Origin of the sequence: Glycomyces salinus, from assembly GCF_016428645.1 — a bacterium.
GTDB classification, from domain to species: Bacteria; Actinomycetota; Actinomycetes; order Mycobacteriales; family Micromonosporaceae; genus Glycomyces; species Glycomyces salinus.
The window spans coordinates 1-13,864 of sequence record NZ_JAELXW010000006.1 but is presented as its reverse complement, the minus strand read 5'-3'; the positions used below and the strand labels follow the sequence as shown (position 1 = coordinate 13,864).

At 68.7% G+C, this 13,864-nt stretch carries 21 protein-coding genes and 1 pseudogene; 20 read left to right on the top strand and 2 right to left on the bottom strand.

The genetic code is table 11. The annotated features are described in order from the left end of the window. The 18 genes and pseudogenes from rpsS to JFB92_RS02220 all read left to right on the top strand — a co-directional run bounded on the left by rpsS (position 1) and on the right by JFB92_RS02220 (position 9,867). Positions 1–282, top strand: a complete 282-nt coding sequence (gene rpsS / locus JFB92_RS02305; protein ID WP_199034477.1) for a 30S ribosomal protein S19 — start codon at positions 1–3, stop codon at positions 280–282. A 36-nt stretch (positions 283–318) separates the two neighbouring features. Continuing rightward, entirely contained in the window at positions 319–807 is a 489-nt protein-coding gene (gene rplV, locus JFB92_RS02300; protein ID WP_199034476.1) for a 50S ribosomal protein L22, read from the top strand. Continuing rightward, positions 807–1,616, top strand: coding sequence for a 30S ribosomal protein S3 (rpsC, locus tag JFB92_RS02295; protein WP_199034470.1), 810 nt, complete (start codon positions 807–809; stop codon positions 1,614–1,616). Before rplV ends, rpsC begins: the two co-directional genes overlap by 1 nt. A gap of 5 nt (positions 1,617–1,621) precedes the next feature. Further along, entirely contained in the window at positions 1,622–2,047 is a 426-nt protein-coding gene (gene rplP / locus JFB92_RS02290) for a 50S ribosomal protein L16 (protein ID WP_199034469.1), read from the top strand. Between the two features lie 2 nt (positions 2,048–2,049). Then, entirely contained in the window at positions 2,050–2,283 is a 234-nt protein-coding gene (gene rpmC / locus JFB92_RS02285; protein WP_199034468.1) for a 50S ribosomal protein L29, read from the top strand. Beyond that, positions 2,280–2,549, top strand: a complete 270-nt coding sequence (gene rpsQ, locus JFB92_RS02280; RefSeq protein ID WP_199034467.1) for a 30S ribosomal protein S17 — start codon at positions 2,280–2,282, stop codon at positions 2,547–2,549. Before rpmC ends, rpsQ begins: the two co-directional genes overlap by 4 nt. 12 nt (positions 2,550–2,561) lie before the next feature. Beyond that, positions 2,562–2,927 (top strand): 50S ribosomal protein L14, encoded by a 366-nt coding sequence (gene rplN, locus JFB92_RS02275; protein ID WP_199034466.1) that lies wholly within the window; start codon positions 2,562–2,564, stop codon positions 2,925–2,927. Between the two features lie 3 nt (positions 2,928–2,930). Next, the gene (gene rplX, locus JFB92_RS02270) at positions 2,931–3,245 is read left to right on the top strand and encodes a 50S ribosomal protein L24 (RefSeq protein ID WP_199034465.1); all 315 of its coding nucleotides are present in this window, start codon (positions 2,931–2,933) and stop codon (positions 3,243–3,245) included. Then, positions 3,245–3,814 carry a 50S ribosomal protein L5 gene (gene rplE, locus JFB92_RS02265; RefSeq protein WP_199034464.1) on the top strand — a complete coding sequence of 190 codons (570 nt, stop codon included), beginning with the start codon at positions 3,245–3,247 and terminating at the stop codon, positions 3,812–3,814. Before rplX ends, rplE begins: the two co-directional genes overlap by 1 nt. Further along, a complete protein-coding gene (locus tag JFB92_RS02260; RefSeq protein ID WP_199034462.1) occupies positions 3,814–3,999 on the top strand; it encodes a type Z 30S ribosomal protein S14 in 186 nt (61 codons plus the stop codon). The genes rplE and JFB92_RS02260 overlap by 1 nt, the downstream gene beginning before the upstream one ends. Positions 4,000–4,101: 102 nt before the next feature. Next, positions 4,102–4,509: a 30S ribosomal protein S8 gene (rpsH, locus tag JFB92_RS02255; RefSeq protein ID WP_199034454.1), complete on the top strand. Its 408-nt coding sequence runs from the start codon at positions 4,102–4,104 to the stop codon at positions 4,507–4,509. Positions 4,510–4,527: 18 nt separating this feature from the next. Next, on the top strand, positions 4,528–5,067 hold the full coding sequence (gene rplF / locus JFB92_RS02250; RefSeq protein WP_199034452.1) for a 50S ribosomal protein L6: 540 nt from the start codon (positions 4,528–4,530) through the stop codon (positions 5,065–5,067). Then, the gene (gene rplR / locus JFB92_RS02245) at positions 5,067–5,462 is read left to right on the top strand and encodes a 50S ribosomal protein L18 (protein WP_199034450.1); all 396 of its coding nucleotides are present in this window, start codon (positions 5,067–5,069) and stop codon (positions 5,460–5,462) included. Before rplF ends, rplR begins: the two co-directional genes overlap by 1 nt. A 150-nt stretch (positions 5,463–5,612) precedes the next feature. Then, positions 5,613–5,852 (top strand): AbrB/MazE/SpoVT family DNA-binding domain-containing protein, encoded by a 240-nt coding sequence (locus JFB92_RS02240; protein ID WP_199034447.1) that lies wholly within the window; start codon positions 5,613–5,615, stop codon positions 5,850–5,852. Then, the gene (locus tag JFB92_RS02235; protein WP_199034445.1) at positions 5,845–6,261 is read left to right on the top strand and encodes a type II toxin-antitoxin system VapC family toxin; all 417 of its coding nucleotides are present in this window, start codon (positions 5,845–5,847) and stop codon (positions 6,259–6,261) included. The genes JFB92_RS02240 and JFB92_RS02235 overlap by 8 nt, the downstream gene beginning before the upstream one ends. A 134-nt stretch (positions 6,262–6,395) precedes the next feature. Further along, positions 6,396–8,198 (top strand): glycoside hydrolase family 3 protein, encoded by a 1,803-nt coding sequence (locus JFB92_RS02230; RefSeq protein ID WP_307788992.1) that lies wholly within the window; start codon positions 6,396–6,398, stop codon positions 8,196–8,198. A 288-nt stretch (positions 8,199–8,486) separates the two neighbouring features. Beyond that, positions 8,487–9,128: pseudogene (locus JFB92_RS02225) on the top strand (GH25 family lysozyme); the annotation flags it as partial. A gap of 70 nt (positions 9,129–9,198) precedes the next feature. Then, positions 9,199–9,867 (top strand): peptidoglycan recognition protein family protein, encoded by a 669-nt coding sequence (locus tag JFB92_RS02220; RefSeq protein WP_199034443.1) that lies wholly within the window; start codon positions 9,199–9,201, stop codon positions 9,865–9,867. Here the strand turns inward: JFB92_RS02220 and JFB92_RS02215 are convergent. Continuing rightward, on the bottom strand, positions 9,864–10,748 hold the full coding sequence (locus JFB92_RS02215) for a MurR/RpiR family transcriptional regulator (RefSeq protein ID WP_199034441.1): 885 nt from the start codon (positions 10,746–10,748) through the stop codon (positions 9,864–9,866). The genes JFB92_RS02220 and JFB92_RS02215 overlap by 4 nt on opposite strands. Before the next feature lie 89 nt (positions 10,749–10,837). Here JFB92_RS02215 and murQ point away from each other — a divergent pair, with 89 nt between their 5' ends. Beyond that, complete coding sequence (murQ, locus tag JFB92_RS02210; RefSeq protein WP_307788990.1) at positions 10,838–11,773, top strand: N-acetylmuramic acid 6-phosphate etherase; 936 nt, start codon at positions 10,838–10,840, stop codon at positions 11,771–11,773. A gap of 89 nt (positions 11,774–11,862) precedes the next feature. Next, a complete protein-coding gene (locus JFB92_RS02205) occupies positions 11,863–12,711 on the top strand; it encodes a helix-turn-helix domain-containing protein (protein ID WP_199034439.1) in 849 nt (282 codons plus the stop codon). A 49-nt stretch (positions 12,712–12,760) separates the two neighbouring features. Here JFB92_RS02205 and JFB92_RS02200 read toward each other — a convergent pair whose 3' ends face one another. Further along, on the bottom strand, positions 12,761–13,648 hold the full coding sequence (locus tag JFB92_RS02200; protein WP_199034437.1) for an aldo/keto reductase: 888 nt from the start codon (positions 13,646–13,648) through the stop codon (positions 12,761–12,763). Between the last annotated feature and the right edge of the window lie 216 nt (positions 13,649–13,864).

Here is a 13,864-nt window from a genome sequence, read left to right as displayed (position 1 = left end):
ATGGGTCGCAGTCTCAAGAAGGGCCCCTTCGTCGACGACCACCTGCAGAAGAAGGTGGACGCGGCACTGGAGTCCAAGAGCAAGAACGTCATCAAGACCTGGTCGCGCCGTTCCACGATCACGCCCGATTTCATCGGGCTGACCTTCGGGGTCCACGACGGGCGCAAGCACGTCCCGGTGTACGTCACCGAGAACATGGTCGGGCACAAGCTGGGCGAATTCGCCCCCACCCGCACCTTCCGCGGCCACGAGAAGGACGACCGCAAGAGCCGTCGGCGCTAAGCCACGAGCCCCAGTAACGAACGAAGGAATTTAACGATGGCAACACTGGAGCAGGAGGCTCCGAAGGCGCGCGCGTCGGCGCGGTATGTCCGCGTCGCTCCGCGCAAGGCGCGCCGCGTCGTCGACCTCGTGCGTGGCCTGCCCGTGGACGAGGCGCTGACGACTCTCGAGTTCGCGCCCTACAGCGCGGCCGAGCCGGTCTACAAGGTGATCGCGTCGGCTCAGGCCAACGCCGAGAACAACCTGGGCCTGGACCCCGAGTCGCTGCTGATCTCGGAGATCTACGTCGACGAGGGACCGACCATGCGCCGTTACCGGCCGCGCGCCCACGGACGCGCGTACCGGATCAACAAGCGCACCAGCCACATCACCGTGGTGGTCGAGTCGATCCAGGCTGCGCCGGTCGAGACCGCCTCGATTCGCCGCCCCAAGGCCTCCCAGCCGAAGGCGGAGGAGAAGGCCGACAAGCCGGCAGAGAGCGACGACAAGTCGGACGAGTCGGCTGAGAAGGAGGAGACCGAGTAATGGGTCAGAAGGTTCACCCGCACGGGTACCGCCTCGGCATCAGCTCCGACTGGACGTCGCGCTGGTACGCCGACAAGGAGTACAAGGACTACATCGGCGAGGACGTCAAGATCCGCCGGCTCATGACCAAGGGTCTGGAGCGCGCCGGTATCAGCAAGGTCGACATCGAGCGCACCCGCGAGCGGGTCCGCGTCGACATCCACACCGCCCGGCCGGGCATCGTCATCGGCCGCAAGGGCGCCGAGGCCGACCGCCTGCGCGGCCGCCTCGAGAAGCTGACCGGCAAGCAGGTCCAACTGAACATCATCGAGGTCAAGAACCCCGATGTCGATGCTCAGCTGGTGGCCCAGGGCGTCGCCGAGCAGCTCGCCAGCCGCGTCAACTTCCGTCGCGCCATGCGCAAGGCCATCCAGTCGGCCATGCGCAACCCGACGGTCAAGGGCATCAAGGTCCAGTGCTCGGGCCGCCTCGGCGGCGCCGAGATGAGCCGTTCCGAGCAGTACCGCGAGGGCCAGGTCCCGCTGCACACGCTGCGCGCGAACATCGACTACGGCCTGTTCGAGGCCCACACGACCTTCGGCCGCATCGGCGTGAAGGTGTGGATCTACAAGGGCGAGGCCACGCTCAAGGAGCAGGCCGAGCAGGTGCAGCGCCGCCGTGACGGCGGCGAGCGCGGCGGCCGTTCGGGCCGAGGCCGCGGCGGTCGCGGGGGTCGCGGTCGCACCGCGAACACCGGGACGCCGCAGGGCGCGCAGCCCGAGGGCGCCTCCGCCGCTCCCGCTACCGAGACTCAGAAGCAGGAGGGCTAAGCGACATGCTCATGCCACGGAAACCGCCGCGCGGTTACCGCAAGCCCCACGCTCCCAAGCGCCGGGGCAAGGCCACGCGCGGCACGCGCGTGACGTTCGGCGAGTACGGCATCCAGGCGCTCGAGCACGGCTACGTGACCAACCGCCAGATCGAGGCGGCCCGTATCGCGATGACCCGTCACATCAAGCGTGGCGGCAAGGTCTGGATCAACATCTTCCCGGACCGCGCCATCACCAAGAAGCCCGCCGAGACCCGCCAGGGTTCCGGCAAGGGCTCCCCCGAGTACTGGGTGGCGAACGTCAAGCCCGGTCGGGTGATGTTCGAGCTCTCGTTCCCGAGCGAGAACACCGCCCACGAGGCGCTCATGCGGGCCATCCACAAGCTGCCGATGAAGTGCCGCATCGTGACGCGTGAAGGTGCAGGTGAGTAGTGATGGCCACTGGTATCGACGCCGGTGAGCTCCGCGAGCTCAGCGACAAGGAACTCCAGGCGAAACTCCTGGACAAGAAGGAAGAGCTGTTCAACCTGCGGGTCCGTCACGCGACGGGCCAGCTGGAGAACAACCACATGCTCGGCCTGGTCCGCAAGGAGATCGCGCGGATTTACACCGTCATGAACGAGCGCCGGCTCGGCCTCAGCGCCACGCCGGAGGAGGTTGAGGAATGAGCGAGGACACTCAGACTCGCGGTCGGCGCAAGGTGCTTGAAGGCCTGGTCGTCGGCGACAAGATGGACAAGACCGCCGTCGTCGAGGTCGAAGACCGCAAGATGCACCCGCTGTACGGCAAGGTCATCCGCAGCAGCAAGAAGTACAAGGCGCACGACGAGGACAACCAGTGCGGCGTCGGCGACCGCGTCTCCATCATGGAGACCCGGCCGCTTTCGAAGACCAAGCGCTGGAGGATCGTCGAGATCCTTGAGAAGGCCAAGTAGGGAGATCGGGACGTGATTCAGCAAGAGTCGCGGCTGAAGGTCGCCGACAACACCGGTGCACGGGAGATCCTGTGCATTCGCGTGCTGGGCGGCTCGGGCCGACGCTACGCCGGCATCGGCGACACGATCGTGGCCTCCGTCAAGGACGCGATCCCGAGCGCCGGGGTCAAGAAGGGCGACGTGGTGCAGGCCGTCATCGTGCGGACCGTCAAGGAGCGCCGCCGCCCGGACGGCTCGTACATCAAGTTCGACGAGAACGCCGCTGTTCTCGTCAAGGACGGCGAACCGCGAGGGACTCGCATCTTCGGACCCGTTGCCCGGGAGCTGCGAGACAGGCAGTACATGAAGATCATCTCTCTCGCGCCGGAGGTGTTGTAAGAGATGAAGGTCAAGAAGGGCGACCGCGTCCGCATCATCGCGGGCAAGGACAAGGGCGCCGAAGGGCTGGTGCTGGAGGCGTACCCGACGCGCGATCGCGTGCTCGTCGAGGGCGTCAACCGCATCACCAAGCACACCAAGGCCGGACAGACGGCGCGCGGTTCGCGCACCGGCGGGATCGTGACCCAGGAGTCCTCGATCCACGTGTCCAACGTGATGGTGCTCGACGCCGACAACCAGCCCACTCGCGTGGGCTACCGGATCGGCGACGACGGCCGCAAGGTCCGGGTCTCGAAGCGTACGGGTAAGGACCTGTGATGACTGACGTTGCAGAGAAGATCGCGCCTCGCTTGAAGGAGACCTACCGGTCCGAGATCAAGCAGAAGCTGACCGACGAGTTCAAGTACGGGAACATCCACCAGATCCCCGGGCTCACCAAGATCGTGGTGAACATGGGTGTGGGCGAAGCCGCCCGCGACTCCAAGCTCATCAACGGAGCCCTGGAGGACCTGGCCACGATCACCGGGCAGAAGCCGATCGTGCGGCGCGCCCGCAAGTCCATCGCGCAGTTCAAACTGCGCGAGGGCCAGGCGATCGGCGCGAAGGTCACCCTCCGCGGCGACCGCATGTGGGAGTTCCTGGACCGGCTGCTGTCGCTGGCGCTGCCGCGCATCCGCGACTTCCGCGGCCTGTCGGACCAGCAGTTCGACGGCAACGGGAACTACACCTTCGGTCTGACCGAGCAGAGCGTGTTCCCCGAGATCGACATGGACAAGATGGATCGGGTCCGCGGCATGGACATCACCCTGGTGACCACCGCGAAATCCGACGATGAAGGCCGGGCGCTGCTGCGGCACCTGGGCTTCCCGTTCAAGGAGAACGACTAATGGCGAAGAAAGCCCTCATCGCGAAGGCCAAGAGGAAGCCGAAGTTCGCCGTCCGCGCCTACACCCGCTGCCAGAAATGCGGTCGGCCCAAGGCCGTCTACCGCAAGTTCGGCCTGTGCCGTGTGTGCGTGCGCGAGATGGCCCACCGCGGCGAACTCCCCGGCGTCCACAAGGCTTCCTGGTAGACCGCACGCCGGCCGAGCCGGCCCGGGAAGCACTGCAACTCCGATCGCCACAGGCCCCCGCGCGAAGCGCGGGGGAACCGGGGTGAGAAAGGCGAATCGCAAATGACAATGACCGACCCGATCGCAGACATGCTGACCCGTCTGCGGAACGCCAACCAGGCATTCCACGACACCACGGCGATGCCGCACTCCAAGATGAAGGCCTCGATCGCCGAGGTCCTCAAGCGCGAGGGCTACATCGCCGACTGGCGCGTCGAGGAGCCCGAGGAAGGCAAAGTCGGCAAGACGCTCGTCGTCGACCTGAAGTTCGGTGAGCACCGCGAGCGGTCCCTGGCGGGCCTGCGCCGCGTCTCCAAGCCGGGCCTGCGGGTCTACGCCAAGTCCACTGAGCTGCCGCGCGTCCTCGGCGGCCTGGGTGTGGCCATCGTGTCCACCTCCCAGGGCCTGCTGACCGACCGCGAGGCTCGCAAGCGCGGCGTCGGCGGCGAAGTCGTCGCCTACATCTGGTAGCAGGGGAGGGTAAATAGCATGTCCCGCATTGGGAAGCAGCCGGTAAAGGTGCCCTCCGGCGTCGAGGTCAAGATCGACGGCGCGACGGTCACCGTGAAGGGCCCCAAGGGTCAGCTCAGTCAAGAGCTGCCCGAGCCGATCGGCATCGAGAAGAACGAGGACGGGTCGCTGGAGCTGACCCGCCCCGACGACGAGCGCAAGTCCCGGGCCCTCCACGGCCTGGCGCGCAGCCTCGTCAACAACATGGTCGTGGGCGTCTCCGAGGGCTACAAGAAGTCCCTGGAGATCAACGGGACCGGTTACCGGGCGCAGGCCAAGGGCAAGGGCGTGGAGATGAGCCTCGGCTTCTCCCACACCATCCAGGTCGACGCCCCCGAGGGGATCACGTTCACGGTCGAGAAGCCGACCCTCCTGCACGTCGAGGGCATCGACAAGCAGGTCGTCGGCCAGGTCGCGTCGAACATCCGCCGACTGCGTCCGCCGGAGCCCTACAAGGGCAAGGGCGTGAAGTACGTCGACGAGCGTATCCGCCGCAAGGCCGGGAAGGCAGGTAAGTAATGGCGAGCAAACTCGAGCGCCGCCGCCCGTCCGGGTCGGCCTCTCAGAAGCGCCGCATCGGGCGCAACCGGCGCCACTTCCGCGGCCGCAAGAAGATCACCGGCACGCCCGACCAGCCGCGGCTGGCGGTGTTCCGCTCCTCGAAGCACATCGTGGCCCAGGTCATCGACGACACGAAGGGCCAGACGCTGGCCGCCGCGTCGACGGTCGAGGCCGGACTGCGCACCTTCGAGGGCGACAAGACCGCCAAGGCCAAGGAGGTCGGCAAGCTGGTCGCCGAGCGCGCCAAGGCCGCCGGCGTCGAAGCGGTCGTCTTCGACCGCGGGGGTCTGAAGTACCACGGCCGCATCGCGGCCCTGGCCGACGCCGCCCGCGACGAGGGCCTGAAGTTCTAGCCCGCTAGAACACGGCTTGAAGGGGCCGGGGAGGAGCGAAGCTCCTCCCCGGCCCCTTGCGTGTGCGACCTGCGCGCGCGACACGCCCAAGAAGTTAGAATGTATTCCGAGATACCTCGTGCTACCTATCCTTTGGGGGGGGTGACAACAATGGGAATGCTGATGAACGGCAAGGGCCAGGTCACTGTGCCGGCGGACATCCGGGCCGAGGAAGACTGGCATCCGGGAGATGAGTTCGAGTTCGCCAAGGAGGGGGATCGAGTCTATCTCAAGCCGGTTCCCCGCAGCGAGACTCGAGGTGAGCGCTTCGCTAAGCGGATCGCCGGCAAGGGAACCGCGAATATGGACAAGACGACCGACGAGCTGATGGAGATGTTGCGCGGTGACTGATCCGGTCTCGACGCTCGTCGACAGCAATGTCTGGCTTGACGTGTTCGGGCACCCGGGCCCCTGGCGAGACTGGTCGCTGCGTGCCGTGGCGCGAGCCTACGACGAGGGGATCCTGTGCGTGAACCCGATCGTCTATGCGGAGATCTCGGTCCGATTCGACATGCTCGAAGAACTCGAAGGCTGGCTGTCTCCCCACGAGGTCGAGCGAGAGCAACTGCCGTACGACGCCGCGTTCCTGGCAGGAAAGGCGTTCGCCGAATACAGGCGGCGTGGTGGAACAAAGCGATCGCCGCTGCCGGACTTCTACATCGGCGCCCACGCAGCGGTGCGCGGATACCGGCTGCTCACTCGCGATACGGCGCGATACCGAACCTATTTTCCGAAGCTCGATGTGCTCGGACCTGACTGAGCCGGGCCGGGGAGGAGTTTCGCTGCTTCCCGGCCCCTCGTTCGTGTGGCCGGAGGACGGTGGTCTGGTGAATGGGTCTCGTTTCGTGTGCCCCGACCTCGCCGGTGGGGGACTCGTAGAGTAAGACTGGGCGGGTGCGAATCCCGACTCTGCGCCGCAAGACCGTGCTCGCCTCCGGACTGGCCGGCGCCGCCGCGGCGATGGCCGGTTGCTCTCCGGATTCCGACGACGACGGCACGGTCGACAGACGGGAGCAGAACATCGACGGCCGCGAAGCCTACGTAGAGGACCAGCTGGCCTCCATGAGCCTGGAGGACAAGGTCGGGCAGCTGTTCATGGTGTACGTGAACGGCTCGGCGGCCGACACCGACGACCCCGACCACGTCGCCGCCAACCAGGACCACCTCGGCGTCGACAACGGCGCCGAACTGATCGAGCGCTACCGCCCCGGCGGCGTCATCTACTTCGGGTGGGCCGGGAACGTCGACGAACCCGAGCAGATCGCCCGGCTCTCGAACGGGCTCATCGAGGCCGCCGGCGACGCCGTGCCGCCGCTGATCGCCACCGACCAGGAGTACGGGGTCGTCACCCGCATCGGCGAACCGGTCACCCAGTTCCCCGGGGCGATGCCGCTGGGCGCGACCGGCGACGCCGAGGCCGCCGAGAACGCCGCCCGGATCGCCGGGGCCGAGCTGCGCGCGATGGGCCTGAGCCAGAACTTCGCGCCCGACGCCGACGTCAACGTCAACCCCGCCAACCCCGTGATCGGGGTGCGCTCGTTCTCCTCCGACCCCGAGCTCGCGGCCGAGCTGACCGCCGCGCAAGTGCGCGGGTACTCCTCCGGCGGGGTCGCCGCGTGCGCCAAGCACTTCCCCGGGCACGGGGACACCGACGTCGACAGCCACGTGGGGCTGCCGAGCATCACCCACACCGAACGGGAGTGGACCCGGATCGACGCCCCGCCGTTCGAGGCGGCGATCGAGGCCGGGGCGGACATGATCATGTCGGCCCACATCCAGTTCCCGGCCCTGGACGACTCGCTCAAGCCCGCGACGCTGTCCGAGCCGATCCTGACGGGTCTGCTGCGGGAGCGGCTCGGCTTCACCGGCGTGGTGGTCACCGACTCGCTGGAGATGGAGGGCGTGCGCAGCGAGTACGGCGACGAGCGCGTCCCGGTGATGGCCCTCCAGGCCGGAGCCGACCTGCTGCTGATGCCGCCGGACTTCGGCCTCGCCCGGCAGGCGGTGCTCGACGCGGTCGAGTCGGGGGAGCTGACCGAGGAGCGCCTCGACGCCTCGGTCGAGCGGCTGCTGGACCTGAAGTACCGGCTCGGCCTGATCGAGGAAGGCGGCGTCGACTCCGAGGGCGTGCTCGAGACGGTCGGCACCGATGAGCACCGCGAGGCCGCGGCCGACATCGGCGACCGGGCGATCACCTTGCTGCGCAACGACGGCACGCTCCCGGTCCCCGCCGAGGGCCTGAACGTGCTGGTCACCGGCTGGGGCGAGAACACGACCGCGGTGATCGCCGATTCCCTGGGCGAGCTGGGCGCCTCGGCCGATGCGATGCCGACCGGCGACGAGCCCGACAGCGCGGCGATCGGCAACGCCGCGGCCGCGGCCGAGGGCCGCGATCTGGTCGTGGTCGCCACGTTCAACGTCGGCGCGGACTCGCCGCAGACCGAACTGGTGCGGTCCCTCCAGGCCACCGGGGTCCCGGTGGTCGCGGCGGCGGTCGGCACTCCCTATGACATCGCCCGTTTCACCGATGTCAACGCGTATCTCGCGAGCTATTCCTACACCGACGGTTCACTGTCGTCACTCGCGAAGGTCATCGTGGGCGAACTGGAGCCGTCCGGCTCCCTGCCGGTCGACATTCCCGCAGGTGACGACCCGGATTCCGTGCTGTTCGAGCTCGGCTCCGGCGACGGGTTCTGACCCTACGAACCGGCCGGAAGCCCCGGGTTCACCTGGCCGTATCAGAAAATTATTTTCACGCGCTTGACTTGTCGTGGAGTTTTTCACCATACTGGGCTTCAGTGTGAAACCTCACACTTCCCCCGAAAGGTAGATCTCCTGACACGCAAGGAGTCTCGTGTGAACAAGGCAATCGATCAGAAACTCCGAAGAACCTGGCGGAAAGCGATCATCCTGGTCGCGTCCGCGATCCTGACCGCGGCCGCCGTGGCGGTGGCCAGTCCGGCGCAGGCGCAGACCCAACCCGCGGGCATCGACGTGTCCCACTACCAGGGCTCCATCAACTGGAACTCGGTCGAGAACGCGGGCATCGACTTCGCGTACATCAAGGCCACAGAGGGCACGTCCTACAAGGACCCCCGGTTCAACGCCAACTACCCCAACGCGTACCACGCGGGCCTGATCCGCGGCGCTTACCACTTCGCGCGCCCGAACGCCTCCAGCGGTTCGTCGCAGGCGAACTACTTCGCCTCGAACGGCGGGGGCTGGTCGCGCGACGACCAGACGCTGCCGGGCGTGCTCGACATCGAGGCGCCGCCGTCGGGCGCGTACTGCTACGGCCTCTCGACCACCCAGATGCGCAACTGGGTCAACAGCTTCTACAACACGTACAAGTCGAGGACCGGACGCGACGTGGTCATCTACACCACCGCGTCGTGGTGGAACACCTGCACCGGCTCGTGGACCGGCATGGCCTCCAAGAGCCCGTTGTGGGTGGCGCACTGGGGCGTCTCCAGCCCGACCCTCCCGGCCGGGTGGCGGAACACGACCTGGACGTTCTGGCAGTACACCTCGAGCGGATCGGTCCCGGGCATCTCCGGGAACGTCGACCGCAACAACTTCAACGGCTCGCAGTCGCGGCTGCTGGCCCTGGCGAACAACACTCCCTAACCCAACCGGAGCGCGGCCCGGCCCCTGAGCTCCGATGCCGGGCCGGGCCGCCCTCCACTCGGAGGCAGGCATGGACAACCAACTCATGCGCCGCAGGCTCCTGCTGGCGGCAGGCGCGGCCGGTCTGGTCGGCGTCAGCGGCGTGGCCGGCCTGGGCATGCGGGCCGCCGGCGCCGCCGCGATCGAGCCCGACATCGACTCCACCGGCGAGTGGGGCGCCCGGCCGCCCAGAGGCACCAACCCGGTCGTCTGGGGCGGCCCCGCCAGACTGATCGTCCACCACACCGTCTCGGAGAACACCTCCGACTTCTCGCGCGCGCAGGCGCACGCGCACGCCAGGTGGGTGCAGGACCTGCACATGGACGACAACGGCTGGCGCGACAGCGGCTACAACTTCATCGTCAGCCGCGGCGGCTGGATCACCGAGGGCTGCACCGGGAGCCTGGCCGCGATCCAGGACGGCTCCTACTTCATCCAGGGCATCCACACCGCCGGCCAGAACACGCAGGCGGTCGGCATCTCCTGCGAGGGCGCCTACCACGACGGGGCCGAGCCCCCGTCCGCGCAGTGGGAGGTGCTGGTGGCCATGTGCGCCTACGCCGCCGACCGGTACGGGATTCCATCAACCGAGATCTTCGGACACATGGACTTCAGTGACACGCTGTGCCCGGGGATCATCCACGACATGCTCCCGCGCCTGCGCGACGAGGTCGAGCAGGCCCGGAGCTATCGAGCCTAGGACGCCCGCTGGCGGCCGGAGACGGCCGCCGCGGTCGCGGCCAGGGCCTTGGCCGAGCGGCGCCGCAGCCGCGCGGCCACCCCCACGAACAGGCAGTCCACGACCATCAGCTGCGCGATGCGGGAGACCGTCGCCCCCGAGCGGAAGGTGGTCTCCCGCGCCGCCGTGGTCAGCACGTGGTCGGCGGTCTTGGCCAGTGGCGAGCGGGCGTGGTTGGTGATCGCCACGGTCGTCGCGCCGCGGTCCCGGGCGGCCTCCAGGAACTCCACGGTCTCGGTCGTCGCCCCCGAATGCGAGATCGCCACCGCCACGTCCTTCCTCCCGGCCAGCGCGGTCGCCGCCAGCGCCGCGTGCACGTCCGGCCAGCTGTAGGCCACGCATCCGATGCGGTGGAGCTTCTGCGCCAGGTCCGTGGCGGCGATCCCGGAGGCCCACACCCCGAACAGGTCGACCCGACCGGCCCCGGCCAGGGCGGCCACGGCCGCCTCGCAGGCGTCCTTGTCAAGCGACTCGGCGGTGTCGGTGATGGCGCCGACGTCCGCGTAGCTGACCGTGGCGATGATGCGGGCCATGTCGGCGCCGGTGGGGATGTCGCCGCCGGCGATCTCCCGGTCGGGCCCGTTCCCGGTGCCGATCATCGCCTGGGCCGCGCGCATCCGCAGCTCGCGGTGGCCGGACAGCCCCAGGGAGCGGCAGAAGCGCACCACCGTGGCCTCCGAGGTGCCCGCGGCGCGGGCGAGTTCGGTGATGGTGCGCGTCGAGGCGGCTTCGGGCTCGCGGATGATCTCCTGGGCCACCTTCGTCTCGGCCTTCGACAGCGATGGCAGCAGGGACTTGATGAGCACCAGGAGGTTCGGCGTTTCGGTGCGGCTGGCAGACATGTGCACACGGTACACCCGGACTAACGGTGCATTTCTTCAACCGGATCGAGGATGCTGAAACTTATCTCCATTGCGCTAGGCTCGCTCCTGTGAGTGATGCGACCGAGGATTTCGATTCGACCGCCGCGTTGGCCACCCTGAGCACCGAGCGGGCCGACCCGCGGTATTCGGGGATCGACCACCTGCCGACGCTGGACCTGGCGCGGACGATGAACGAGGCCGACGCGACCGTACCGCGGGCCGTCGCCGCCGTCCTCCCCGAGTTGGCCGCGGCCATCGACGCGATCGTCGAGCGCCTGGCCGCGGGCGGGAGACTGCGCTACGTGGGGGCCGGGACGGCCGGAAGGGTGGCGGTCCAGGACGCCGCCGAGTGCCCGCCGACCTTCTCGACCGACCCCGAGCTGATCAAGGCGATCCTGGCCGGCGGGACGGCCGCCGAGCGCGGCGCGGTCGAGGGCAGCGAGGACGACACCGCGGCCGGGATCGCCGCGATCGCCGCCGAGGACATCGGCCCGAACGACGCCGTGGTCGGACTGGCCGCCAGCGGGCGCACGCCGTTCGTGATCGCCGCCGTCCGCGAGGCCCGCGCCCGCGGCGCGCTGACGGTCGGCCTGTCGTGCAACACCGCCACCGCCCTGTCGGCGGCGGCCGAGCACGCCGTCGAGGTGCCGGTGGGCCCGGAGGTGGTCGCCGGCTCGACCCGCCTGAAGTCGGGCACCGCCCAAAAATTCGTGCTCAACATGATCTCCACGATCAGCATGGTCAAACTCGGCAAGGTCTACCGCAACCTCATGGTCGACATGCGCGTCCTCAACTCCAAACTGGCCGACCGCGCGGTACGGATGATCTGCGAGATCACCGGCTCCGAACGCGAGGCGGCCCGGCGGGCGCTGAACGATTCGGGCGACCGCATCAAGACCGCGGTGGTCATGATCGAACACGGCGTGGACGCGTCGACCGCCGACGCCCGCCTCGAGTCCGCGAACGGCCGCCTCGCCGCCGCCCTGGCCCGCGGCGTCCGGTGATCCGGACGGCGTCGTCGCGCGGCTGAGGAACGCGGCGGCCGGGACGATCCGTGTCCACTCGGGCCGCCGGATGCGGATAGGATCGACCGGTGCGTTCGGAAGTGCAATCGTTCGGGAGTCTGCTCCGCACCTGGCGGGAGCGGACCCATCCCCAGCAGGCCGGCATCACTTCGAACGGGCGCCGCCGGGCCAAGGGTCTCCGCCGCGAGGAGCTGGCTTCCCTCGCGGGAGTCAGCCCCGACTACATCGTGCGGCTCGAACAGGGGCGGTTCAGGACCCCGTCGGCGCAGGTCGTGACCGCGCTGGCCCGTGCGCTGCGGCTGTCTCCCAGCGAGACCGACCTGCTCCTGCGTTCGGCCGGCCATCTTCCGCTCGCGCCGAACACCCTCTCCGATCGGATTCCGACCGCGGCACGGCGCATGGTCGACCGCATGGCGGACCGGCCGTTGGCGGTCTTCACCGCCGACTGGACGCTCCTCTACGCGACGCAGCTCCTCTGCGACCTGTTCGACCTGCCTTCAGCGGCGGAGGCCGCGGGGGAGAACCTGGTCGTGCGGACCTTCATCGACGAGGTCTCCTCGAAGATCGCCACCCCCGAGGGAGGCGACGAGGTCTTCGAGCGGGCACTGGTGGCCGACCTGCGGATCTCGGCGTCTGAACTCGGCGAGGACCCGGCCTTCAAGTCGCTCGTGATGACCATGCGCGCGAACAGCCCCCGTTTCGCCGAGCTGTGGGACGAGGGCCACGCGGCCCCGCATCTGAGCATGCTCAAGACGGTCCACAATCCGCTGGTCGGCGACATGACCATCGACTGCGACGTGCTGACGGTCGCCCACTCGAGCGTCAGGCTCGTCGTGTGCTCGGCCCGGCCCGGCAGCCCCGACGCCGAGAAGCTCGAACGGCTCCGAGACTGGGCGGCGCCGGCGGCAGCGGTCTGAACCGGCTCGAAGGCCCGCGTCCCCGCCGCCCGGCCGGGCGGCGGGAGCATCACGCCCCGAGCGGGACCGGCTGGACCTTCTCGAGACGTTCGAGGTCGTCGGCGTCGAGTTCGATTCGGCCGGCGGCGAGGTTCTCGTCGAGATGGGCGATCGAGGCGGTTCCCGGGATCAGCAGCATCCGCTCGTACCGGGCCAGGAGCCATGCGAGCGCGATCTGCGTCGCGGTGGCGCCGTGCTTCCCGGCGACGGCGCCGACGTGCTCGTCGGCGGCCAGATGCTTCGGCCCGCCGGACCCGAGGGCCGAGCCGAGCGGGAAGAACGGCACAAAGGCGACCTCGTGCCGGCGGCACAGCTCGATGATGTCGTCATCGGTGCGGTTCAGGATGCTGTAGGCGTTCTGGACGCACACGACTCCGGCCAGCTCGATCGCCGACGCCACCGTGTCCAGGCGGGCGTTCGAGATGCCGATCATGTCGATCTTGCCCTCGTCTCGGAGTGCGGCGAGGGCGCCGAGCTGGTCGGCCAGGGCCGGTTCGGTGTGCTCGGGCTGATCGCGTTCGAAGCGGCGCAGGTTGACCAGGTCCAGGCGTTCGACCCGCAGCGATCGCAGGTTCTCCTCGACCTGCCGTTTGAGGGACTCCGGGTCGCCGCTGGGATGCCAGCCGCCCCGGTCGTCGCGGGCCCCGCCGACTTTGGTCGCCAGGCGCAGCCCTTCGGGGTAGGGATGGAGGGCCTCGCGGATGAGGTCGTTGACGATGTCGGGGCCGTAGATCTGGGCGGTGTCGATGTGCTCGACCCCGTTCGCTGCGGCGTGCCGGAGCACCGCCTCGGCGTTGTCGGGGTCGGCGGGAGGGCCGAATGCGTTCGGTCCGGCCAGTTGCATGGAGCCGAAGCCGATCGGGTTGACGGTGTTGCCACCGAGATTTCTCTGAGTCATGCCCCGACGGTAGATTCGCAGGTCAGAAGGTGCCAGAGAAGGCTTTTCGTGGGAACGGTGTTCCCACCCTCCGACGTGGCGACTGGCCGGCCCCCACCGGGGGCCGGCCAGTCGCCACGTCGGGCTAGCCTTCGATCAGCTCGTAGTTCTCGTCCAGGACCGCTCCACGATCCGGCTTGTAGAGGTCGTAGCCGCGCGAGTCGCACTGGAGGCCGC

Bases quoted from the DNA above. Each gene is read 5' to 3' on its own strand.
- rpsS (WP_199034477.1), top strand. From the start codon at position 1: ATGGGTCGCAGTCTCAAGAAGGGCCCCTTCGTCGACGACCACCTGCAG.
- rplV (WP_199034476.1), top strand. From the start codon at position 319: ATGGCAACACTGGAGCAGGAGGCTCCGAAGGCGCGCGCGTCGGCGCGG.
- rpsC (WP_199034470.1), top strand. From the start codon at position 807: ATGGGTCAGAAGGTTCACCCGCACGGGTACCGCCTCGGCATCAGCTCC.
- rplP (WP_199034469.1), top strand. From the start codon at position 1,622: ATGCTCATGCCACGGAAACCGCCGCGCGGTTACCGCAAGCCCCACGCT.
- rpmC (WP_199034468.1), top strand. From the start codon at position 2,050: ATGGCCACTGGTATCGACGCCGGTGAGCTCCGCGAGCTCAGCGACAAG.
- rpsQ (WP_199034467.1), top strand. From the start codon at position 2,280: ATGAGCGAGGACACTCAGACTCGCGGTCGGCGCAAGGTGCTTGAAGGC.
- rplX (WP_199034465.1), top strand. From the start codon at position 2,931: ATGAAGGTCAAGAAGGGCGACCGCGTCCGCATCATCGCGGGCAAGGAC.
- rplE (WP_199034464.1), top strand. From the start codon at position 3,245: ATGACTGACGTTGCAGAGAAGATCGCGCCTCGCTTGAAGGAGACCTAC.
- JFB92_RS02260 (WP_199034462.1), top strand. From the start codon at position 3,814: ATGGCGAAGAAAGCCCTCATCGCGAAGGCCAAGAGGAAGCCGAAGTTC.
- rpsH (WP_199034454.1), top strand. From the start codon at position 4,102: ATGACAATGACCGACCCGATCGCAGACATGCTGACCCGTCTGCGGAAC.
- rplF (WP_199034452.1), top strand. From the start codon at position 4,528: ATGTCCCGCATTGGGAAGCAGCCGGTAAAGGTGCCCTCCGGCGTCGAG.
- rplR (WP_199034450.1), top strand. From the start codon at position 5,067: ATGGCGAGCAAACTCGAGCGCCGCCGCCCGTCCGGGTCGGCCTCTCAG.
- JFB92_RS02240 (WP_199034447.1), top strand. From the start codon at position 5,613: ATGGGAATGCTGATGAACGGCAAGGGCCAGGTCACTGTGCCGGCGGAC.
- JFB92_RS02220 (WP_199034443.1), top strand. From the start codon at position 9,199: ATGGACAACCAACTCATGCGCCGCAGGCTCCTGCTGGCGGCAGGCGCG.
- JFB92_RS02215 (WP_199034441.1), bottom strand. From the start codon at position 10,748: ATGTCTGCCAGCCGCACCGAAACGCCGAACCTCCTGGTGCTCATCAAG.
- JFB92_RS02200 (WP_199034437.1), bottom strand. From the start codon at position 13,648: ATGACTCAGAGAAATCTCGGTGGCAACACCGTCAACCCGATCGGCTTC.